This window comes from Sneathiella sp. D3-11 (assembly GCF_055809395.1).
Genome location: NZ_CM147911.1, coordinates 696,641 through 717,675, shown reverse-complemented (window position 1 = coordinate 717,675; position 21,035 = coordinate 696,641). Strand labels below are relative to the sequence as shown.

Below are 21,035 nucleotides of genomic sequence, written 5' to 3'. Positions count from 1 at the left end.
GGTTTATACCATGGACAGCAGCACCACCGTCACCGCCTATTCGGCGGAGGACGGCAAAAAGCTGTGGGAGAAAAACCTCACACCCGAAGATGAAGACGAGGGCAGCATTGGCGGCGGCGTAAGTTACGAATATGGCCGTGTCTTTGTCACGACGTCTTATGGTGATATTGTTTCCTTGGACGGGGAAACCGGGGAGGAACTTTGGAGAACCAGCCTCGGTGTGCCGCTCCGGGCCGCGCCAACCATTGCGGATATGCAGGTTTTTGCCATTACCTTCGATAGCCGGATTTTTGCCTTTGACGCGGCGACGGGGGAGATCAACTGGAACTTTGAGGGCGGCGTGGAAACCACCGGCCTTCTGGGAGCGGCCAGCCCGGCTTTCGCAAGTGGCACCGTCGTTGTTCCCTTCGCCAGTGGGGAGGTATTCGCCCTTCGTGCCGCCAATGGGCAGCAGGCCTGGAGTGAGCAGCTCGTTCGTCGCCGTTTTTACAGCTCGCTCACCTCGCTCACCGATATCAACGCCTTCCCCGTGATCGACCGGGGCGTCGTCTATGCTGCCAGCTATTCCGGCCGCATGATCGCCGTCGATCTCCGGTCGGGCAACCGGCTCTGGGATCAGGAGATTTCAACGCTGCAGACCCCATGGATCGCGGGCGACTTCCTGTTTGTGGTCACGACCGATGGCGATCTTGTCTGCATGTCGCGGCGCAATGGCCTGATCCGCTGGGTCCGCCCGCTGGGGAAGTATGAGGATCCGGAGGAAAAGCGCGATCTCATCATCTGGACCGGCCCGATATTGGCAAGCGACCGACTGATTCTGGTCTCGAACTATGGGGTGGCGGTCTCGGTCTCCCCCTATGACGGGAAGATCCTTGGCCAGATAGAACTCTCTGACAAGGCCTCGATCCCACCAGTGGTGGCCGGAAACACCCTTTATATCCTGACGGACAACGCCGATCTGGTGGCGTTGCGCGGCTCAAGCGAAGAATAGATTATGTCCTTTACCGTTGCGATCATTGGCCGTCCGAATGTCGGCAAGTCGACCTTGTTCAACCGTCTGGTGGGCAAGAAGCTGGCGCTTGTCGATGACACGCCCGGCGTCACCCGCGACCGTCGCGAAGGTGAGGCCAGCATCAGCAACCTGCATTTCCGCGTGATCGACACGGCGGGGCTGGAAGAAAAGTTCGACGACAGCCTGGAAGGGCGGATGCGCCGCCAGACGGAAATCGCCCTCGAAGAAGCCGATGTCGCGCTGATGCTGATCGATGCGCGCACCGGGATCACGCCGCTGGACAAGCATTTCGCAGGCTGGCTCAGAAAGTCGGAAACGCCGGTCATTCTCGTTGCCAATAAATGTGAGGGTAAGGCCGGGATGCCGGGCCTGATGGAGAGTTTCTCACTCGGACTTGGGGAGCCGATCGCGCTCTCCGCCGAGCATGGCGAGGGGCTGGCGGAGCTGTTCGACGTGCTGCTCCCGTTCGAAGATCAAGGCGGTGAGGAGGGCGAGGACGACGACGAAAAACCCTTGCAACTCGCCATCGTCGGCCGCCCGAACGCCGGGAAATCGACCCTCGTCAATCATCTCATCGGAGAGGAACGCATGCTGACCGGGCCGGAGGCCGGGGTCACGCGCGACGCCATCGCCGTTGAATGGAACTATGAAGGCCGCGCGATCAAGCTGGTTGATACGGCGGGCCTGCGCAAAAAGGCGCGGGTGCAGAAGAAGCTCGAAAAACTCTCCGTTGCCGACAGCCTCCGGGTGATCCGCATGGCCGAGGTGGTTGTCCTCCTCGTCGATGCGGAGGAAACCTTCGAGAAACAGGACCTGACCATCGCCGCCCATGTGATCGAGGAGGGGCGCGCCCTCGTCATCGCGGTCAATAAATGGGACACGGTGAAGGACCGGCAGGGCACGCTGAAACTCATCCGCGACCGGCTCTCCATCTCGCTGCCACAGGTGCGCGGCGTGCCGGTGGTGACTCTCTCGGCGCTCTCGGGGCGTGGGGTGGAAAAGTTGATCCCGGCGGTGCTGGAGGTCTATGAGCTCTGGAATACGCGCATCTCGACCGCGCGGCTCAATCGCTGGCTGGAGATTATGCTGGAACAGCATCCGCCGCCCATGGCCAAGGGGCGCCGCCTTAAAATCCGTTATATGACGCAGGTCAAGGCCCGCCCGCCGACCTTCTCGCTGTTTATGTCATCCCGTGGCGAACTGCCGGAAAGCTATATCCGCTATCTGATCAATGGCCTGCGCGAGGATTTCAAACTCCCCGCCGTCCCCATCCGCCTTTTCCCACGCACGGGGAAGAACCCCTATGCGGATAAGGGGTGAGGGTGTGGATGGCGTTTAAGAATTAGCCATCCAAATAATTATTTGTCAGCGTCATCCTCGTCATCTTTATGAATATTCTTTCCAGCCAGTTTTTGCACAACTGGATCAGTAAGAGTGCTTGCATTTACGAAATCTACGACTGGTCCGACTTGCTTTGAAATTGCGGCCAGATGTTTATCTATATTGTTCAGAGACCGTGCTGTCTTAATGTTGGGCGGCTCACTTAGTAAACCCGCCATACCGTGAAATTGAGAAATGTTCAATTTCATATTCGAATTTCGTGGTTTGCCTCTTAAATCTGTATAAGTGATTATCACTTCAAACGGCTTAAGCAATTGATTGCTATTCGGATTATTTTTTCCGTATAAAACATATGAAACGCCGAATAATACTGAAATTTTTTCGCCTTGCGGGATAATAGATAACGCAGACCTATCGGATGAATTTTGAATTTTCACGTCGTGATTTTGGAAATCGTTCTCGTCATATTCAAAATAGAATTTTACATTTAAAGCAGGCCCTTGGCCTATATTTGCTAAAACAAAATTGACTGCTCCATTTCCGTCAGGATGTGGCGCTAAGTATGCGACAATTTCAGGTTCAGTGCCCGCTTTGCGTAGCTTTTTATTTTCCCACGCCAGCATGAATGTCAGCGCGGCGATTGCGACAGTTGCTAAAGCTGTAACGGCTCCAGCGTTTTCATTTAATATGTTTAGAATGCCGGTAAGTAATTCCAACTGCAATGAACCTATTGTTACTACCCAAAATCAGCTTTTTGATGATCGTACTACTTGGGATTACTTTTGGTCTAGAGCAAATTAACCATCCAGTAAACTACCCCCCAAACAGCACGCCATTTTCCTCACTCAGCACGGCGTCGAGGAACATCTGCGCCTTGGTCTCGGGGAGGGGTGGTCCTTGGGGTTTTCGGCGGGGTAGGCGACGGCGCGGAGGCGGGTGCGGGTCGGGCCGGGGTCGATCAGGTTCACTTTGACGTTGGTTTTGGCGACCTCGTGGGCGTAGGTTTTGGCAATCGTCTCAAGCGCGGTCTTGCTGGCGGCATAGGCGCTCCAGAACTGTTTGTTCTCATGGGCGATGCTGGAGGTGACGAAGAGCGCGCGGCCCGCCTCGCTCTGGCGGAGCAGGGGATCGAGAGCGCGGAGCAGCCGCTGGTTCGCATGGACATTGAGGCGGAAGACGTCCTCCCACAATTCCGGCACATATTGCTGCGTCGGCATCAGCTTGCCGACCATGCCCGCGTTGCCGACGAGGATATCGAGCTTTTTCCAGCGCTCGAAGAGCGGCATGGCGAGGCCGTCAATGGCGGCGGTGTCCAAGAGATCAAGCGGGACGAGCGTGGCGTTGCCGCCCGCATTCTGGATTTCATCATCGACTTCTTCGAGCCCGCCAACAGAGCGCGCGACGAGGATGACATGCGCGCCTTCGGCCGCGAACCTCTTCGCGACGGCCGCGCCAATGCCACTGGAGGCGCCGGTGATCAGCGCCACTTTATCTTGTAGTTTACCGGACATAAAAGCCTTCTTTAACCTGAAATATTAGTAACGCTCTGTGAGCAGGGTGAGTTCCTTATCCACGCCGCTCTCGTTATCCACGAGCTCGATCGGGTAGTCGCCGGTGAAGCAGGCATCGCAATATTGCGGCTGTTTCGGGTTGCGCCCGTCTTCGCCCATCGCCTTATAGAGCCCGTCGAGGGAGATGAAATTGAGGCTGTCCGCGCCGATAAAGGCGCACATCTCGGCAAGTTCATACTGCGCGGCGAGCAGCTTCGCCCGGCTTGGCGTATCCACACCATAAAAGCAGCTATGGGTGGTTGGCGGGCTGGCGATGCGCATATGCACCTCCGTCGCGCCGGCCTCCCTCACCATCTGCACGATCTTGGTGGAGGTAGTGCCGCGGACGATACTGTCATCGACGAGAATAACCTTCTTGCCGTTGATCAGGGCGCGGTTGGCGTTATGCTTGAGCTTGACGCCGAGATGGCGGATCTGGTCCGTCGGCTCGATAAAGGTACGGCCGACATAATGGTTGCGGATGATGCCAAGATCAAAGGGGATGCCCGATTTCTCGGAATAACCGATGGCGGCGGGGGTGCCACTATCCGGCACGGGGATCACGAGATCGGCGTCGACCGGGTTTTCCGTGGCCAACTGGCTGCCGATGGATTTACGGACGTCATAGACCGAGCGGCCCTCCACCACGCTATCGGGGCGGGAGAAATAGATATGCTCGAAAATACAGAAGCGCTTGGGCGGGGCGGAGAAGGGGAAGTGGGAACTGATCCCGCTGTCATCCACCACAACAACCTCGCCGGGGGACACATCGCGGATGAATTCCGCGCCGATGATATCAAGGGCGCAACTTTCCGAGGTCAGGATGTAGGCGTTTTCGAGCTTGCCAAGGACCAGCGGGCGCACGCCGTGGGGGTCGCGCATGCCAATCATCTTCTTGCTGGTCAGCGCGACCAGGGAATAGGCGCCGGTGATTTTCGACATCGCATCGACCAGGCAATCGACAATGCGGGTTTTCTTGCTGTTGGCGACGAGATGGATGATGACTTCGGTGTCCATGGTCGACTGGAAGATACTACCCTCCATGACGAGGCGGCGATGCAGGGTAGAGGCGTTGGTGAGGTTGCCGTTATGGGCCACGGCGAGGCCGCCATTGGCGAGATCGGCGAAGATTGGCTGGACGTTGCGAAGGACGGTGCCGCCCGTCGTGGCGTAGCGGTTATGGCCGAGGGCGGTGCTGCCCTTCAGGCTGTTGATCACTTCCTCGGTCGAGAAATTATCGCCGACCTTGCCCATTGCCTTGTGGGAATGGAAATGCTTGCCGTCATGGCTGACAATCCCGGCGGCTTCCTGCCCGCGATGTTGCAGCGCATGGAGACCAAGGGCGGCAAGGGCCGCCGCCTCCGGATGGCCGTAAATTCCGAATACCCCGCATTCCTCATGCAGCTTGTCATCGTCAAACGGATTGCACGAAACGTGGTCGGCGGAAGTCTCAGTCATTAGGGTTTTTCCTGTGAGCTCTTGGTTAGGTTTTCCATCTGCTGTCTGGCCTTGTCATCATAGCCCTTGTCGAGGAGATTCTTGGCCCCATCGACACCGTCTTTCAGCCCGTCCTTTACGCCGTCGGGCAGTTCTTCATATTTCTCTTTCAGGCGATCCATGGTGTTCTTGTCGCTTTCCTTCGAAATATTCAGGTTCTCCTGCATATCCGGTGGCAACAGTCGGGCTATAAACTCGCCGCTGCCCTCAATAATCGGCAGCATCCTCGCCTGCAATACCCAGTCGGGCCGGTCCTTCTCGGGGATGAACTGAACAAAAATCAGCCAGGCTATCCCGAGCAGTATGGCACCGCGTGCGATGCCGAAAAAAATACCGAGCGAGCGATCCAGCGCTCCAAGGCTCGACGCCTTGACCTTTTCCGATATTGCATGGCTGATATAGGACAAAATGACGAGAGAGAGAATAAAAATCACCGCCCCGGTCAAAATATCTGCAATCAAGAGGTTCAGAATGAACTCCCGCGCGATCGGTTGCAGCAGCGGGAAGAGGTAAAGACTAAGGAAAACCGCGCCGACCCAGCCCGCCACCGAAAGCGTTTCCTTTACGAAACCACGGACGAAACCGAAGATTGCCGAGATCAGCAGGATCACCAGTATAACGGCATCGGCGCCTTGGATGGGCATGTTTTCCATGGGTACTCCTACTCTCTATACTGCCCGGGTCATCGGCTTTGTCTCCGTGAAGAGCGAGACGATTTCCCGTAAATGCTCAATTTCAATAATCTTCATGGACCCGCTTTTCACCTTGCTGCCCGCCGGGATGATGGCGGTGGTGAAGCCGAGTTTCGCGGCCTCCTTCAACCGGGCATCAGTCTGGCCGACGGGTCTTACCTCCCCGGAAAGGCCGATTTCCCCTAGAAAGAGACTGCCCGGCGGCACCGGAATATCGGAGACGGAAGAGACAAGCGCCGCCGCGACGGCCAGATCCGCCGCGGGTTCCTGCACCCGCAACCCCCCGGCGACATTGAGATACACCTCGCTGCCTGAAAAGGAAAGGTCGCAGCGCGTATCCAGCACGGCGAGGATCATGGCGAGGCGGGCGTTATCCCATCCGACGACGGCGCGGCGCGGGGTGGCCTGCGCTGTGGCGGCGACCAGCCCTTGAATTTCAACGAGGAGAGGGCGGGTGCCTTCCATCCCGGCAAAGACAGAGGCGCCGCTAATTGTCTTGTCAGGACTGCTGATGAAGAGGGATGAAGGGTTGGCTACCTCCTTCAATCCCGCATCTGACATTTCGAACACGCCAATTTCATCCGTTGCGCCGAAGCGATTCTTCACTGCGCGCAAAATCCGGAACTGATGGCCGCGGTCGCCTTCGAAGTAAAGCACCGTATCAACCATATGCTCCAGCACGCGGGGGCCGGCGATCTGTCCGTCCTTGGTGACATGGCCAACTAATATAACGCTGGTGCCGGTTTTTCGCGCCAACCGGATCAGTTCCTGTGCGGAGGCCCGGACTTGTGCCACCGTTCCCGGCGCACTCGGCAGGTTGTCGGCAAAGACGGTCTGAATCGAATCGATGACCAGAAGTTTCGGCACCGGGCTCGTCTTTTCGACACTGGTGATAATGTCGCGGATCGAGTTGGCGGAGGCAAGCTGCACCGGTGCCTCCGCAAGGCCGAGCCGTTGGGCGCGCATGGAGATTTGCTGCGTTGCCTCCTCCCCGGAGATGTAAATACAGGGCGCGCCCGCCATAGCCATCTTCGCGACCGCCTGAAGCAGCAACGTTGATTTGCCGATACCGGGATCGCCGCCGATCAGGATGGAGGAGCCCGGAACGAAGCCGCCGCCCAGCACCCGGTCCAACTCCCCGATATGGCTGATGGAGCGTTTATATTCGGAGATATCCGCATTGAGCGCGGTGAAGGTGAGGTCGCGCCCCTTGCCGGTGGTCAGTCCACTCGGCACCGCGACATCGGCGGTGCTTTGAAGCAGCGAATTCCATTCTCCGCAGGAATCGCAGCGTCCCTGCCATTTGCGATAGGTTTCGCCGCAGCTCTGACAGGTGAATTGTTCGCTGGGTCGCGCCATTCAGCTTTCCGTTTAAATCTGTTTCGGTCGCCGTCGTAAAAATGGCGGCTTGCCCTGAAAGTCAGGGTTTTAAAATATCCAGTTTGATCGGTCCATCCACATCGCCATGGACAAATTGCTCCACATAAGGGTCGCCGCAGGTATGAATCTCCGAGGCGAGACCCGCCCAAACCACATTCCCCTTATAAAGGAGGGCGATGCGGTCTGCAATTTTTTGCGCGCTCTCCATATCGTGGGAAATGGTGAGTGTCGTCGCCCCGAGATCCTGCGTACAATCGCGGATCAGGTTATCGATCACATCGCCCATGATCGGATCGAGGCCGGTCGTCGGTTCATCGAAGAAGATAATTTCCGGTTCCGCCGCGATGGCCCGCGCGAGGCCGACGCGTTTTTGCATACCAACGGAAAGTTCCGCCGGGGTCTTGTCCGCGAGATCGGGGCCGAGACCCACAAGGGCGAGCTTCTCGATCGCGATGACCTTCGCCTCTTTGCGCTTCATGCCATGGGCCTGGATCAGGCCGAAGGCGACATTCTCCCATACGGTCAGGCTGTCGAACAGGGCGGCATACTGGAACAGCATCCCGGTTTTGAGCAAAATCTGCTCGCGCTTATGGCCGCTGGAATTGGTGATGTCCTCCCCATCGATGAGAATTTCGCCGCTTTCGGGTTTCAAAAGCCCGAGAATGCATTTCAGCATGACTGATTTCCCGGTGCCGGACCCGCCGATCACCACCAGCGATTCCCCTTTGGCAACGGAGAGGTTGAGGTTATCGAGAATGACCTTCTTACCGAAGGACTTGCAGACGTTGCGAAGCTCGATTTTCGGCGTTTCGCTCATGACCTCAATCGATCAGCAGGACGGTAAGGAAATAGTCGCTGATCAAGATCAGCACGAAGGAGGAGACAACCGCATTTGTCGTCGCCTTGCCGACCCCTTGCGCGCCGCCGGTGGAGTTAAAGCCATGATAGCAGCCCATCAGTGTGACGATAAAGCCGAACACGCTGGCCTTGATCAGGCCAGACACCACGTCGCGGATTTCGAGGAATTCAAAGGTGTTGTTAAGATAGTTGCTGGCATTGAAGCCGAGCTTTTCCGTTGCCACCAGAAAGCCGCCCGAGACACCGATGATATCGCCGATCAGCACGAGGAAGGGGAGCGTTACCAGCCCGGCGATTAGCCGCGGCGCGACGAGATATTTAAACGGGTTGGTGGAGAGGGTGACAAGGGCGTCGATCTGCTCCGTTACCCGCATGGTGCCAATCTCGGCGGCGATGGCCGCGCCAACACGGCCCGCGATCATCAAGCCGGACAGCACCGGCGCCAGTTCGCGGGTCAGGCCGATGACAACGATGGTCGCGACGGCACTCTCCGCATTGAAGCGTGAGGAACCAACATAAATTTGCAGCGCCAGCACCATCCCGGTGAACAGCGCCGTCATCCCCACAACGGGGAGGGAGTAATAGCCGATATCCATCATCTGCTTGCCGAGCAGGCGGAGATAATAGGGCGGCACGATGCAATGACGCAGGCTATGGGCGGTGAAGATAGCGATCCGGCCGACCGCCGCCATGAAGGACAAAAAGACCCGCCCGATTGTGGCTAGAAAATTCTTTTCCATCCCCTAAACCGCCGCGTCCAGATACTCACGGTAATAGCGGCTGCCGAGAGAGGTCAGGATTTCGTACGGGATTGTTTCCGCATGGGCGGCCACTTCATCAAGCGGAACCGCGCCGCCGATCAGATCGACAAAGGCGCCGGGCGCACAGTCACCCTCGGGAACCTTACTGACATCGACGGTGATTATATCCATGGAAACGCGCCCTACTACTGGAACCTTGATATTCTTAACCGCACATTCAGCCTTATTACCCAGGGCGCGGAAATAGCCGTCTGCGTAACCCACCGAAACGGTCGCAATCCGGCTTGATCCTTCAGTTCGGAATGACGCACCATAGCCAACGGGAATTTCGCTGTCAACGTCCTGCACCTGCAGGATGCGCCCGCGCAACCGCACCACTTCATGCATCGGATTGGGACCGCCCGCATGGGGGTTGCCGCCAAAAAGCGCGATGCCGGGTCGGACCATGTCGAAATGGAAATCAGGTCCTAAAAATATCCCGGCGGAATTGGCGAACGAGACCGGCGTCTCGCGCAAGGCTTCGGGCAGGATGGTGCGGAAAAAGAGAAGCTTTTCAAGCTGTTCGCGGTTCATCGGATCGCTGGGGACATCGCCACAGGAAAGATGGCTCATCACGAAGTCAATCTTGATATGATCGAGGAGGTCCGGTGTCGCCGCCAGCTCCCGGATTTCCGCTTCCAGTAGGCCGAGCCGCGTCATCCCTGTATCCAGATGGAGAAGGGCATGCAAACCGCCGCGCGTTTTCGCAAAGTTCGCCCATTGCCGAATGTCATGCAGGGAATTGAGGACCGGAACGAGGTTATATTCCAGGTATATTTCCTCGGTCTCGGGCAGTATGCCGCCAAGAATATGGATGGTCGCGTCGGGCAGCAGTTTTCTGAGAGTCACGCCTTCGCCGGGCAGGGCGACGAAAAAGCGGCGGCATCCCGCGGCATAGAGCGCCGGGCCGACCTGTTCGATCCCAAGACCATAGGCATTTGCCTTGACCGACGCCGCACATTCGGCGGGCGCGGCCTGATCCGCGAGCAATCGGTAATTTTCTTTCAGGGCACCCAGGTTAATCGTCAGATGCGCCCCCGCCAATTTACGCTCCATACACGCTACGCTCCTACCTAATGATGTTCCGGCAGATACTCGTCGGAGACATAGTCGCCAAAGCGGGTGAACTCGGGCTTGAAATGCAGCTTGATGATGCCGATTGGGCCATGCCGCTGCTTGCCGATGATGACTTCCGCGAGGTTGTGCAGACGGGACATGCGGTCCTGCCAGTCGGCATGCTCGGGCGTGCCTTCCGACGGCGCCTTACGTTCCTCGTAATAGCCTTCGCGATAGACGAACATGACCACGTCGGCGTCCTGCTCGATCGAGCCGGATCTGCGCAAATCCGATAGCTGAGGGCGTTTGTCATCGCGGTTCTCGACCTGTCTAGACAACTGCGACAAGGCGATCACGGGAATATCGAGTTCCTTGGCGATCGCTTTCAGGCCCTGCGTCACCTCGGATATTTCCTGCACCCGGTTATCGGAGCGGCGGCCGGAGCCTTTCATGAGCTGTAAATAGTCGACCACGACTAGGCCCAGACCGTGGCTTCGCTTCAACCGCCGTGCCCGGGTCCGGAGTGCGGCGATGGAAAGGGCAGGCGTATCGTCAATATAAAGCGGCAGTTCCGAGAGGCGCGCCGTTTCCGGCACCAGCCTGTTGGCGAACTCCTCATCAGTCAGGTCACCGCGCCGGAGTTTCTCGGAGCTGATCTCGGTCGCTTCTGCAAGGACACGGCCGACGAGCTGCTCGGCGGACATTTCAAGAGAGAAGAAGCCGACGACCGCGCCCTCTTCGCCGCCACTCGCGTGATAGGCCTTCGCCGCGTTATAGGCGATATTGGTGGCCAGCGACGTTTTCCCCATGGAGGGGCGCCCGGCAAGGATGAGAAGGTCGGACTTATGTAAACCGCCGAGCTTTCCGTCCATGTCTTTCAGGCCCGTCGTCACGCCAACAAGATTACCCTCGCGCTGGAAGGCCTCTTCGATGGATTTGAGGGCCTCGTCCACCGCCAGGCGGATGGGCATCAGGGCGCCTTCATGCGCACCGTTTTCCGCGAGGGAGAAGAGTTTCTGCTCCGCATTCTCGATCTGCGACTGGGAAGTTTCTTCCAAATCCGAATCATAGGCAGTGTTGACGATTTCTTCGCCCAGCAGGATCAATTCCCGCCGCATGGCCAGTGTCGTAGATCAGCCGACCATAGTTTTCTGCATTGATGATGGTGGTGGCGGAGGCCGCGAGGCGGGCCAGATACTGCGATCCACCAATGTCGGCAAGGCCTTCGTCGCGGTCGAAATAGGATTTAAGCGTGACCGGATCGGCGATTTCCCCGCGCTCGATCAGCAAGGTGGCGGCATCATAAATGCGTCGGTGTACATCTTCGGCAAAATGCTCGGCCTTCAGGAAGCCGGAAACTTTTGAGGCGGCATCGTTATTGACAAGGATCGCGCCGAGCAGATCCTGCTCCGCCTCAATATTATGCGGGGCCGCGCGGTAGGCCGGGCCGGATTTATCCTCGTCAGGACGGTCGTCATTAAGCGATACGGTTTCCATGGGAAGATATTAGCATACTTTCGAATGCACGCGTGATGATCGTTTTTAAAAAAAGCTGTGGATAAGGGTTATTCATAGCCTGTGAACTTCGGGGATAAAAAAAACGGCGCCGCGATGGCACCGTTTTTCTAGTGTCGTAAAAAGGGGAGGCGGGTTACGCGTCGTCCTTGGTTTCTTCTGCATCAACATCGACGCCGGCAGCAACCTGCTCAAGTTCTTCAACGTCCACATCAGCGGTGGATTCGAAAACATTGACAACCGCTTCGTCGCGACCATCGAGCTTGGCTTCGGCAGCTTCCTCAACAGATTCGCCACGTGCCTGAATTTCCGCTTCCTCGTTTGAGCGGGCAATGTTGACCGTGACCGAGACTGCGACTTCCGGATGCAGACGCACCTTGATGTCGTGCAGGCCGAGTGTTTTCAGGACCATGTCCAGCTCGATCTGCTTGCGGGTTACGGTGAAACCAGCCTCGGTGACCGCCTTGGCGATATCCTGCGTGCTGACAGAGCCGTACAGCTGCTGGGATTCGGAGGCGGCCCGGATCAGGACAACGGCTTCGCCGTTGAGCTTCTCGCCGACTTTTTCCGCTTCTTCGCGGCGTTTCAGATTGTCCGCTTCGAGCTGGGCCCGCTGGGCTTCGAAAACCGAGAGATTTTCCTTGCTCGCCCGGAGCGCCTTTTTCTGCGGCAACAGGTAATTGCGGGCATAACCGTTTTTGACCGAAACGACGTCCCCCATCTGACCGAGTTTCTCAATTCTTTCCAGTAATACTACTTCCATCAGTCTTCCTCCTATGGCGGGGGCGGGCGCAAAGCGACGCCTGAACCCGACCCAATTTTCCATCAGCCCCAATATTGTGATTATCAGGGCCAGCCATAACATCATAACCGTCGCCACATAAATTGCGCCCAGAATAAACGGGCGGCCGTTCCATCTATGTGACACCACATGGATGACTGCCATTCCCTGCAGGAAGAACAGTATCTCCAGCGTGATCACTACGGCCCCCAGCAGCGGCAGGCTCGCGTCGAGAATGACGCTTAACGCAGTCGCTGCGATGAAGGCCAGCGCCAACCAGTTGGGTAGCGCCATCTTCGTCAGTTCCGGTGTCGGCCGGAGGTTCCTGTTGAAGCGGACCAGAAGCCCTTGGGCCAGACAGCCGCTTAACAGAATAAACATTCCCCACATCGGGCCCATAAACTGCGGCAACATCGCCACAAATTCAACGCCAGTCAGTGCCGGGGCGACACCTTGTATTTCCGTCATCTGCACCAGCATCTGATCGAACCCCTCGATCAGCCCTTTGCCGCAGCGCATCGTCCCATTGGAGCAGGCCCATGGCCAGCAACGTCAGTCCGATGCAGATACCCGCCCACCACATCAACAGGCGGTCGGCGGGGTACCAGTATTTTACGCCGTCACTCTCTTGCCAGAGCAGCGCCTGACGAACCAGCAGGATCACCGGAATTCCGGAAACCGCCGCATAGGCAAGCGCGAAGTCCTTGTTGATCGCAAAGGCGGCGACCACCACACTGGTGAGGACGGAGATAACGGCGCTTCTAACGCCAAATCCCAGCCCGGACACAAACAGCGGGACCAGTGACAATATCCAGAAGATCAGGGTCTGCAGCGCCGTCCCTAACGTGGTGCCGCCCGCATTTCCAACGATGGAAAGCATGACGAGCGCCGTGTTCAGAACGCCGAGCGCAACGGCAACTGCCAGTTCCTTGACCATTGTCTATCATACGGGGTCGGCAAAAACGCGCCGTCCCCGGCTTTCTATTTTACAAGAAACGGCAATAGCGCAAGGTTTCTTGCCCGTTTGATGGCCGTGGCCAGTTCGCGCTGTTTCTTTGCAGAAACGGCGGTGATCCGGCTTGGCATGATTTTTCCGCGCTCTGAAACATAGCGCTGCAGAAGTTTGACATCTTTATAGTCGATCTTCGGCGCGCCGTCTCCCGTGAACGGGCAGGTTTTGCGGCGGCGGAAAAACGGGCGGCGTTGTGCGTCAGCCATTATTCTTCCCCTTCGTCAGTTTTATCTTCAGTTTTATCTGCGGCGTCGTCCTCATCAGAGGATTTTGCAGCAGGCTTGCTGTCGGCATCATCATCAGAATCACGACGGCGTTCCGGACGGGCGCTGCGGCTCTGCAGCATCACGCTGTCGCCTTCTTCCAGCTCTTCGACCTTGATGGTCATGTGGCGCAGCACGTCTTCATTCAGAAGCAGGTTGCGTTCCATTTCCTTCATGGCATCGACCGGAGTGTCGAGGTTGAGGAGAACGTAATGGCCCTTACGGTTTTTCTTGATTTTGTAAGCAAGATTGCGAAGGCCCCAGTTTTCGACCTTGGCGACGGTTCCGCCACCATCGGTGATAAAGCTGGACATATTTTCGGTCAGTGTTTCCACCTGCTGGGTGGAGATATCCTGACGTGCAATAATAACTGTCTCATAGAGAGGCATATATAAAGCTCCTTATGGCTCTTGGGTGTCTGGAGTTACGACATGTAACCGAACAGACTTAGCCGACCTCCGTCGGCAAGGAGTATTGAGGCGGCGGACTATACAGATTTTACCGCTATATGCAAGTGGGCTTGACAGGAAATTTTGCTGCAATATGACTGTGGCAGTAACTTGATCAGAATTGGACCCAAAATCATGACACGTGCATTTGTATTTCCCGGCCAGGGCAGCCAGGCTGTCGGTATGGGGCAGGAGCTGGCGCAGAGCCACGCCGCTGCCCGCGAAGTCTTCGAAGAGGTGGATGAGGCCCTGGGCCAGAATCTCAGCCGGTTAATGTTCGAAGGCCCGATCGAGGAGCTGACCCTGACTGAGAATGCACAACCCGCCCTGATGGCGGTCAGCATGGCGGTGGTCCGCATCCTGGAAAAAGACGGCAATATGGATTTCGCCAAAACCGCCAAATATGTCGCTGGCCATTCGCTGGGTGAATATTCCGCCCTGACGGCTGCGGGGGCGCTGGATCTCTCGGATGCAGCGCGATTGCTGAAAGCCCGCGGGCAGGCGATGCAGCAGGCGGTGCCGGTTGGCGTTGGCGCGATGGCCGCGCTGCTTGGTCTTAATATCGAGCCGGTCGAGGAAGTCGTCGCGGAAGCGCGCGAAAAGGCGGCTCCCGGAGAGGTTGTCGCCGCCGCCAATGATAATGCGGACGGGCAGGTGGTTCTCTCCGGTCATAAGGGCGCGGTCGAGGTCGCCATCGAGATTGCAAAGGAAAAGGGTGCGAAGAAGGCGATGCTGCTCCCCGTGAGTGCGCCATTCCATTGTCCGCTGATGCAGCCCGCCGCCGACGAGATGGCGGAACGTCTGAAAGAGGTGGTGATTGCGCCGCCGCGTGTCCCACTGATTGCCAATGTCACCGCGAGCGAGGTGAGTGATCCCGATACCATCCGCCGTTTGCTGGTGGAACAGGTGACGGGGCGGGTGCGCTGGCGCGAGAGTGTCCTTTATATGGGTGAGCAGGGGGTTTCCGAGCTGGTGGAGCTTGGCGCAGGCAAGATCCTGACCGGCATGGTCCGGCGGATCAATCGCGAGATGACCGGCTCTGCCGTTGGAACGCCAGCGGATATCGACGCCTTTTTGGCGAAACTCTAGGGGAAGCGGGAGTAGAAAAGAATGTTTGATCTTACAGGAAAATGTGCGCTGGTCACCGGCGCATCCGGTGGTCTTGGGGCGGTAATCGCACGGGACCTGCATGCGCAGGGTGCGACAGTGGCCCTTTCCGGCACGCGGGAGGATGCGCTGAATGTGGTGGCGGCGCAGCTTAAAGACCGCGTTCATGTGCTGCCGTGCAATCTCTCCGACATGGAGGCGGTTGATGGCTTGATCAAGCAGGCCGAAGAGGCGATGGGCCAGGTCGATATCCTGGTTAATAACGCAGGCCTTACCCGTGATGGCCTTGCCATGCGGATGAAGGACGAGGACTGGGATCTGGTGATGGATGTCAATCTGAAAGCGGCATTCAAGCTGTCGCGCAATGCCCTGCGCGGCATGATGAAGCGGCGCTTCGGGCGGATTATCGGCATTACCTCCATCGTCGGGGTGACGGGCAATCCGGGCCAGATGAACTACGCCGCCTCGAAAGCAGGGATGATCGGCATGTCGAAGTCCCTCGCGCAGGAAGTGGCGACGCGTGGTATCACGGTGAATTGTGTGGCCCCCGGCTTTATTGAGACGGCAATGACGGATGCGCTTCCCGATGCCCAGAAAGAGGCGCTTTTGACGGCTGTTCCCGCCGGAAAACTGGGTGACCCCGCCGATATCTCGGCCGCCGTGGTTTATCTATCGTCGGACGAGGCGGCCTATATGACCGGCCAGACGCTGCATGTGAACGGCGGCATGGCAATGATTTGATTACGGTGGCAAGGCCCCCATATAAAAATCAAATCACGGTGAGGTTTTCTTTGCAAGATGATCAAAGTATGTTAGGAAACCGCACCAAATTGACCGCCAATGGTGCTTGAATTTTTAGTACCTTGGGGGTAAGGAAAGAGCACATACTTTTTGAACTGTCGGATTTTCTAAGGATACAGATATGAGTGATATCGCAGGGCGCGTTAAAAAAATCGTCGTTGAGCATCTCGGAGTAGATGAAGGCAAAGTAACAGACGAAGCAAGCTTCATTGACGATCTGGGCGCAGACAGCCTGGATACGGTTGAACTTGTTATGGCGTTTGAAGAAGAGTTCGGTATTGAAATTCCGGACGATGCCGCTGAAAAAATTCTGACAGTAAAAGACGCCATCACGCATATCGACGCTGCGTAACTGGTCGGGGCCGATGGCCCCGAACTTCTTTTCCTGAAACTAACAGTGGGTGACGCATGCGACGAGTGGTGGTAACCGGATTGGGGCTTGTGACCCCGCTGGCGAACGGAGTTAGGCCGACTTGGAAGAAGCTGATAGCCGGTGAATCTGGGGCAGCGATGCTCACCAAGATCGACACGACGGATTTGCCTGTTCGCTACGGCTGCGAAGTGCCGATCGATCCCGATCAACCGGATTCTTTTATCGCGGACGACTATCTGGCGCCGAAAGAGCAGCGGAAAGTCGACAGCTTTATCCAGTTCGGAATTGCCGCCGCAGATGAGGCAATTGCGGACAGCGGATGGAAGCCCCAAACGGAAGAAGAATTCTGCCGCACCGGTGTGACCATCGGTTCCGGTATCGGCGGTCTACCTTCGATCGAGGCGAATGCCATCATCCTCCATGAACGCGGACCCCGGCGCATCGGACCGTTCTTTATTCCCGGCGCGCTGATCAATCTGGTCTCTGGTCAGGTTTCTATCCGTCATGGCTATAAAGGCCCGAACCATGCGGTTGTTACCGCCTGTTCCACTGGTGCCCATGCCATTGGCGATGCGGCGCGGATGATTGCCGATGACGATGCCGACGTCATGGTGGCGGGCGGTGCGGAAGGCGCGATCTGCCGCCTCGGTATTTCCGGTTTTGCCTCCGCCAAGGCGCTCTCCAGTTCCTTCCATGACACGCCGGAAACGGCCTCTCGCCCCTATGACAAGAGCCGCGACGGCTTCGTGATGGGAGAGGGCGCGGGCGTTGTTGTTGTCGAAGAATATGAGCATGCCAAAAAGCGCGGCGCGAAAATCTACGCCGAAGTGCTGGGCTATGGCCTCTCCGGCGATGCTTACCATATCACCGCACCATCCTCCGATGGCGACGGCGGGTATCGTGCAATGCAGATGGCTCTTCGCAAATCCGGCCTGAATGTTGAAGATATCGATTATGTCAACGCGCATGGCACCTCCACCATGGCGGACTTTATCGAAGTCGGCGCGGTGGAACGCCTGCTCGGTGCGCGTGCGAAGAATGTCGCCATGTCTTCCACAAAATCCGCGATTGGCCATCTGCTTGGTGCGGCGGGTGGTGTCGAGGCGATCTTCTCCATCCTCGCGATGAATGAAGGGATTGTCCCGCCGACGATCAACCTGAACGACCCGGCGGAAGACTGCGAGATCGATCTTGTGCCGAACAAGGCGCAGGAACGTAAAGTTGATGCGGTTCTTTCCAACTCCTTCGGATTTGGCGGCACCAACGCCTGCCTCGTCATGAAGCGCGTCTGACCCGGCTCGGGTGCGGATGCGATGAGGCCAGTCCTTTATACCCTGATTGCGCTTATCGTTGGCGCGGGCCTCGCCCTCGGCGGGGCGCTGGGCTACGGCTGGCATCTTTTCAAGTCGCCTGGGCCGCTGGAAACGGAGACCGTCTATGTCCTTAAAAAGGGAACAGGTCTTCGTGCTCTGGCCACGGAACTTGAGAAAAATTCCATTATAAATAATGATTTGTCGTTCATTCTTGGTGTAAGAATTGAAGAAAATGCGGCGCGGCTTCAGGCTGGGGAATATCTTGTTCCGGCCGCGATTTCCGGCATTGACCTGATGGCGCTGTTTGTCTCGGGCAAGGTGATCGAGCGACGGCTGACAATCCCCGAAGGCCTGCAAAGCCGCGAGATAAAAGCGCTGGTAGAGGCCGCCCCTGGGCTGGAGGGGGAGATTACGCGGGAGATGCCCGAAGGGGCGTTCCTGCCTGAGACTTACCAATATCGCCTTGGGGATAGCCGGGATGAACTGGTTGGGCGCATGGCGGCGGCGATGCAAGGCGCGATTGCGTCGGTCATCGCGACAACACCGCTTCCGAAGGAAATAAAAACCCCGGAAGATCTGGTCATACTTGCCTCCATCGTCGAGAAGGAAACCGCAGTTCCCGAAGAGCGGCCGCGCGTCGCCGGGGTGTTTCTCAATCGATTGCGTAAGGGGATGATGCTGCAATCGGACCCAACGGTGGTCTATGGTGTCACGCTGGGCAAGCGCGATCTTGGTCGTCCGCTCAGTAAGAAGGATCTCGCCACACCGACCGAATATAACACCTATCAGATGATGGGGCTGCCCAAGGGACCGATTGCCAATCCGGGTCTTGAAAGCCTGAGCGCCGTGTTGCAGCCCGAAGAGACAAAATATCTTTATTTCGTGGCTGATGGGACGGGCGGGCATGCTTTTTCCACCACGTTGGACAGGCATAACGACAATGTCCGCAAATGGCGCAAGCTCAACAAAAACAAGTAAAACCTCTCCACCGCCTGATTTGACACAAATAATCGCTGCCAGACGTCATTGCCGAAAATGATTAGGTAAGGAGCGGGCCCCATGGCGGTGAGTACGGATACTATACAGACGTTGCTCCGGCAGCGTCAGGACCTGCGGGAGGCCCTGCTTAACTTGCGTAAAGAGATTGCGACTCTCGATGCCTCCTCCCTTGATCTGGTGAACAAGAATATAAAGACCTCCGCCCCGCCGACTGTGGCGGCTCAGCCCGCGCCCTCGCTTGCAGTCAAACCTGCTGCCGCGGAAATTCCGTCCAAGGAGACGCCTGAACCGCCGTCTGAGCCTGAACAACAAACCGGAACGGTGGCTCCCGCGTTGGAAAAAAATACGATATCGCCAGAGGCCCCGACCCGCAAGGAGCCTGTGTTGACGGCGCCAACTGCCGCGCCACAAAAGAAGCCTGAGGCTACACCGAAGCTGGCGACGGATGAGGATCAGCAATCTGCCCCGAAAGAAGAGGCCAAAAAGGAGTCGGCCGAAAAATCGGATGTGCCCGACGATCCGCCAAAGGAAGAAGAGGGGGATCACGATGATCTAACGGAGTTGTTGGAAAAGGCGCGGGCTTTATCGGACTATTTGCTCGATCACCCATCCAAACTCCCTGCGGCGGAGCTGGGGGCGCTTGATGCCGCCATCACGGTGAGTGAGGCGGCCAATACCCCGGCGGAGAAGAAAGCCTGCTATCATACTTTGCAGGCGGCCTATCGCAAGATTTCGGCGGCAACTTTTGCGGCCTCCGGCATAAGCGGCACAACACTGCAGGATAGCGCGGCGGGGGCACCGCTCCTCTGGACGATCCCTTTTGCAATTTCCCTCCTGATCCTTATCGTCTTTCCGCTTTTGCTGCTCGCCCGGCATCTGGTCGGGGAGATGTTCACCAATGATTTCGCCGTCGACCTCATCTGGTCCTTCGGGCTTGCCGCCGCTTTTCTCTGGGGCGTGGTGGGGGCGCTTACGTTGCTCGCGCTTAATATCGCGCGGTTGGTGTATCGCCGCCGCTTCGATGGCGGGGGGCGAAGATCACCCGCCTTGCGCGGCGCTCTTGGCGGGCTGATCGGGGCGGTGGCGTTCATGATCGCCGAGATTTGGCTCCCTATGAGTGACGCGACGGCAGATTTCGCCCTTGATGCGATTGCCTTTGCGGGCGGGATGCTTTCCGCGATCCTGTTCGTCGCCTTGCAACGGATGATCAATGCCATCACGGGCTGGATTGAACCCGCGACACCCGTCAAGATCGTTAAAAAATAGCGCCGCGCGCTTGTCGCCTCCCGCGGAAGCGGATATACAGGAACGCATATCCTGTCCCTTGCGCATGAGGCCAATTTGACCATAAACAGTATGACCGGCTTTGCCCGGGCGAGCGGCTCCTTCGACGGGGTTGGCTGGCTTTGGGAAGTGAAAAGCGTCAATGGCCGGGGGCTTGAGGCACGCTGCCGCTTACCGTCGGGCTTCGACCACCTTGAGGACAAGCTACGCAAGCTGGTCAAAGCGCGATTTGAGCGCGGCAATATTAATGTTCATCTCCAGCTTGAAAGCAGAACGGCAGGTGTGGCTTATCAGGTCAATCGGGGATTTCTCGAAGAGCTGCTCACCCTCGCCGGGCATTATGTCGATGATGATCAGGCGCGTCGCCCCCGGATGGATGGCATGCTCGCGCTGCGCGGTGTGATCGAGCCGAAGGAGGATCCCGCCGCTGATGTTGATACCGATGCCTTCACGGCGTCGCTGCTCACCTCGGCGGAGGAACTGATGGAGAGTCTGGCTGCTGCACGCGCAGAAGAGGGGGCACAGCTTTTCCCGGTCCTGCTTGCGCAGCTCGATGAGATTGAGACGCTGGTCGGTCGCGCAGGCGAGATCACTAAAAGCTGGCCCGAGCGGGCCCGCGCCAAGATCAAGGCGCAGATGGCCCTGATCCTGGAGGCGGCGGAGTTGGATGCGGGACGGCTGGAACAGGAACTCGCGCTGCTCACCACCAAGGCGGACATCTCGGAGGAGATTGACAGGCTTGCGGGCCATATCGCGGCAACGCGCGAATTGCTGGAAGGTAGCACGAAAGGCAGCGTGGGGCGACGGCTTGACTTTATCTGCCAGGAATTCAACCGCGAGGCCAACACTCTGTGTTCAAAGGCCCATGACAAAGATCTCACGCAGATCGGTCTCGATCTCAAGGTGCTGGTGGATAAAATGCGCGAGCAGGTTCAGAATATTGAGTAGGAAG

At 57.5% G+C, this 21,035-nt stretch carries 21 protein-coding genes and 2 pseudogenes; 9 read left to right on the top strand and 14 right to left on the bottom strand.

Going from position 1 to position 21,035, the window contains the following annotated elements; genetic code table 11:
- Positions 1-10 precede the first annotated feature (10 nt).
- Together AC0L73_RS03755 and der are read left to right on the top strand one after the other, a co-directional pair.
- Complete coding sequence (locus AC0L73_RS03755; protein WP_473654908.1) at positions 11-991, top strand: outer membrane protein assembly factor BamB family protein; 981 nt, start codon at positions 11-13, stop codon at positions 989-991.
- A gap of 3 nt (positions 992-994) precedes the next feature.
- Complete coding sequence (der, locus tag AC0L73_RS03750) at positions 995-2,332, top strand: ribosome biogenesis GTPase Der (RefSeq protein WP_473654907.1); 1,338 nt, start codon at positions 995-997, stop codon at positions 2,330-2,332.
- A 38-nt stretch (positions 2,333-2,370) separates the two neighbouring features.
- Here der and AC0L73_RS03745 read toward each other — a convergent pair whose 3' ends face one another.
- The 14 genes and pseudogenes from AC0L73_RS03745 to rpsF all read right to left on the bottom strand — a co-directional run bounded on the left by AC0L73_RS03745 (position 2,371) and on the right by rpsF (position 14,146).
- Positions 2,371-3,069: a hypothetical protein gene (locus tag AC0L73_RS03745; protein ID WP_473654906.1), complete on the bottom strand. Its 699-nt coding sequence runs from the start codon at positions 3,067-3,069 to the stop codon at positions 2,371-2,373.
- Between the two features lie 129 nt (positions 3,070-3,198).
- Positions 3,199-3,864: an SDR family NAD(P)-dependent oxidoreductase gene (locus AC0L73_RS03740; protein ID WP_473654905.1), complete on the bottom strand. Its 666-nt coding sequence runs from the start codon at positions 3,862-3,864 to the stop codon at positions 3,199-3,201.
- A gap of 24 nt (positions 3,865-3,888) precedes the next feature.
- On the bottom strand, positions 3,889-5,361 hold the full coding sequence (gene purF, locus AC0L73_RS03735; protein ID WP_473654904.1) for an amidophosphoribosyltransferase: 1,473 nt from the start codon (positions 5,359-5,361) through the stop codon (positions 3,889-3,891).
- A complete protein-coding gene (locus AC0L73_RS03730) occupies positions 5,361-6,053 on the bottom strand; it encodes a CvpA family protein (RefSeq protein WP_473654903.1) in 693 nt (230 codons plus the stop codon). Before AC0L73_RS03730 ends, purF begins: the two co-directional genes overlap by 1 nt.
- A 15-nt stretch (positions 6,054-6,068) precedes the next feature.
- The gene (gene radA / locus AC0L73_RS03725; RefSeq protein ID WP_227950200.1) at positions 6,069-7,451 is read right to left on the bottom strand and encodes a DNA repair protein RadA; all 1,383 of its coding nucleotides are present in this window, start codon (positions 7,449-7,451) and stop codon (positions 6,069-6,071) included.
- Positions 7,452-7,512: 61 nt separating this feature from the next.
- Positions 7,513-8,289 carry an ABC transporter ATP-binding protein gene (locus AC0L73_RS03720; protein ID WP_227950201.1) on the bottom strand — a complete coding sequence of 259 codons (777 nt, stop codon included), beginning with the start codon at positions 8,287-8,289 and terminating at the stop codon, positions 7,513-7,515.
- Positions 8,290-8,293: 4 nt separating this feature from the next.
- Entirely contained in the window at positions 8,294-9,070 is a 777-nt protein-coding gene (locus tag AC0L73_RS03715) for an MlaE family ABC transporter permease (protein ID WP_227950202.1), read from the bottom strand.
- A gap of 3 nt (positions 9,071-9,073) precedes the next feature.
- Positions 9,074-10,186 carry an alanine racemase gene (gene alr, locus AC0L73_RS03710; RefSeq protein WP_473654902.1) on the bottom strand — a complete coding sequence of 371 codons (1,113 nt, stop codon included), beginning with the start codon at positions 10,184-10,186 and terminating at the stop codon, positions 9,074-9,076.
- A gap of 17 nt (positions 10,187-10,203) precedes the next feature.
- A pseudogene (locus tag AC0L73_RS03705) lies at positions 10,204-11,683 on the bottom strand (replicative DNA helicase).
- Positions 11,684-11,837: 154 nt separating this feature from the next.
- On the bottom strand, positions 11,838-12,464 hold the full coding sequence (rplI, locus tag AC0L73_RS03700; protein ID WP_473655411.1) for a 50S ribosomal protein L9: 627 nt from the start codon (positions 12,462-12,464) through the stop codon (positions 11,838-11,840).
- A 120-nt stretch (positions 12,465-12,584) separates the two neighbouring features.
- Positions 12,585-12,863 (bottom strand): annotated as a pseudogene (locus AC0L73_RS03695) (DUF2232 domain-containing protein); the annotation flags it as partial.
- Positions 12,864-12,906: 43 nt separating this feature from the next.
- Positions 12,907-13,419 (bottom strand): hypothetical protein, encoded by a 513-nt coding sequence (locus AC0L73_RS03690; protein ID WP_473654901.1) that lies wholly within the window; start codon positions 13,417-13,419, stop codon positions 12,907-12,909.
- Positions 13,420-13,463: 44 nt separating this feature from the next.
- Complete coding sequence (gene rpsR / locus AC0L73_RS03685) at positions 13,464-13,700, bottom strand: 30S ribosomal protein S18 (protein ID WP_161315505.1); 237 nt, start codon at positions 13,698-13,700, stop codon at positions 13,464-13,466.
- On the bottom strand, positions 13,700-14,146 hold the full coding sequence (gene rpsF / locus AC0L73_RS03680) for a 30S ribosomal protein S6 (protein ID WP_227950208.1): 447 nt from the start codon (positions 14,144-14,146) through the stop codon (positions 13,700-13,702). The genes rpsR and rpsF overlap by 1 nt, the downstream gene beginning before the upstream one ends.
- Before the next feature lie 195 nt (positions 14,147-14,341).
- On the opposite strand from rpsF, the gene fabD reads away from it, so the two are divergent.
- From fabD to AC0L73_RS03645, 7 genes are all read left to right on the top strand, one after another.
- Positions 14,342-15,295 (top strand): ACP S-malonyltransferase, encoded by a 954-nt coding sequence (gene fabD, locus AC0L73_RS03675; protein WP_227950210.1) that lies wholly within the window; start codon positions 14,342-14,344, stop codon positions 15,293-15,295.
- Between the two features lie 21 nt (positions 15,296-15,316).
- A complete protein-coding gene (gene fabG / locus AC0L73_RS03670; RefSeq protein WP_473654900.1) occupies positions 15,317-16,054 on the top strand; it encodes a 3-oxoacyl-[acyl-carrier-protein] reductase in 738 nt (245 codons plus the stop codon).
- Between the two features lie 181 nt (positions 16,055-16,235).
- Positions 16,236-16,466, top strand: a complete 231-nt coding sequence (locus AC0L73_RS03665; protein ID WP_227950215.1) for an acyl carrier protein — start codon at positions 16,236-16,238, stop codon at positions 16,464-16,466.
- A 56-nt stretch (positions 16,467-16,522) separates the two neighbouring features.
- Positions 16,523-17,779, top strand: coding sequence for a beta-ketoacyl-ACP synthase II (gene fabF / locus AC0L73_RS03660; RefSeq protein ID WP_227950218.1), 1,257 nt, complete (start codon positions 16,523-16,525; stop codon positions 17,777-17,779).
- 21 nt (positions 17,780-17,800) lie between these two features.
- Entirely contained in the window at positions 17,801-18,778 is a 978-nt protein-coding gene (mltG, locus tag AC0L73_RS03655) for an endolytic transglycosylase MltG (protein ID WP_473654899.1), read from the top strand.
- An 81-nt stretch (positions 18,779-18,859) separates the two neighbouring features.
- On the top strand, positions 18,860-20,065 hold the full coding sequence (locus AC0L73_RS03650) for a hypothetical protein (RefSeq protein WP_473654898.1): 1,206 nt from the start codon (positions 18,860-18,862) through the stop codon (positions 20,063-20,065).
- Positions 20,066-20,140: 75 nt separating this feature from the next.
- A complete protein-coding gene (locus tag AC0L73_RS03645; protein WP_473654897.1) occupies positions 20,141-21,031 on the top strand; it encodes a YicC/YloC family endoribonuclease in 891 nt (296 codons plus the stop codon).
- Positions 21,032-21,035 lie beyond the last annotated feature (4 nt).

Coding starts and splice junctions, on each gene's coding strand:
- AC0L73_RS03755 (WP_473654908.1), top strand. CDS start 11: ATGGACAGCAGCACCACCGTCACCGCCTATTCGGCGGAGGACGGCAAA.
- der (WP_473654907.1), top strand. CDS start 995: ATGTCCTTTACCGTTGCGATCATTGGCCGTCCGAATGTCGGCAAGTCG.
- AC0L73_RS03740 (WP_473654905.1), bottom strand. CDS start 3,864: ATGTCCGGTAAACTACAAGATAAAGTGGCGCTGATCACCGGCGCCTCC.
- purF (WP_473654904.1), bottom strand. CDS start 5,361: ATGACTGAGACTTCCGCCGACCACGTTTCGTGCAATCCGTTTGACGAT.
- AC0L73_RS03730 (WP_473654903.1), bottom strand. CDS start 6,053: ATGGAAAACATGCCCATCCAAGGCGCCGATGCCGTTATACTGGTGATC.
- radA (WP_227950200.1), bottom strand. CDS start 7,451: ATGGCGCGACCCAGCGAACAATTCACCTGTCAGAGCTGCGGCGAAACC.
- AC0L73_RS03720 (WP_227950201.1), bottom strand. CDS start 8,289: ATGAGCGAAACGCCGAAAATCGAGCTTCGCAACGTCTGCAAGTCCTTC.
- AC0L73_RS03715 (WP_227950202.1), bottom strand. CDS start 9,070: ATGGAAAAGAATTTTCTAGCCACAATCGGGCGGGTCTTTTTGTCCTTC.
- alr (WP_473654902.1), bottom strand. CDS start 10,186: ATGGAGCGTAAATTGGCGGGGGCGCATCTGACGATTAACCTGGGTGCC.
- rplI (WP_473655411.1), bottom strand. CDS start 12,464: ATGGAAGTAGTATTACTGGAAAGAATTGAGAAACTCGGTCAGATGGGG.
- AC0L73_RS03690 (WP_473654901.1), bottom strand. CDS start 13,419: ATGGTCAAGGAACTGGCAGTTGCCGTTGCGCTCGGCGTTCTGAACACG.
- rpsR (WP_161315505.1), bottom strand. CDS start 13,700: ATGGCTGACGCACAACGCCGCCCGTTTTTCCGCCGCCGCAAAACCTGC.
- rpsF (WP_227950208.1), bottom strand. CDS start 14,146: ATGCCTCTCTATGAGACAGTTATTATTGCACGTCAGGATATCTCCACC.
- fabD (WP_227950210.1), top strand. CDS start 14,342: ATGACACGTGCATTTGTATTTCCCGGCCAGGGCAGCCAGGCTGTCGGT.
- fabG (WP_473654900.1), top strand. CDS start 15,317: ATGTTTGATCTTACAGGAAAATGTGCGCTGGTCACCGGCGCATCCGGT.
- AC0L73_RS03665 (WP_227950215.1), top strand. CDS start 16,236: ATGAGTGATATCGCAGGGCGCGTTAAAAAAATCGTCGTTGAGCATCTC.
- fabF (WP_227950218.1), top strand. CDS start 16,523: ATGCGACGAGTGGTGGTAACCGGATTGGGGCTTGTGACCCCGCTGGCG.
- mltG (WP_473654899.1), top strand. CDS start 17,801: ATGAGGCCAGTCCTTTATACCCTGATTGCGCTTATCGTTGGCGCGGGC.
- AC0L73_RS03650 (WP_473654898.1), top strand. CDS start 18,860: ATGGCGGTGAGTACGGATACTATACAGACGTTGCTCCGGCAGCGTCAG.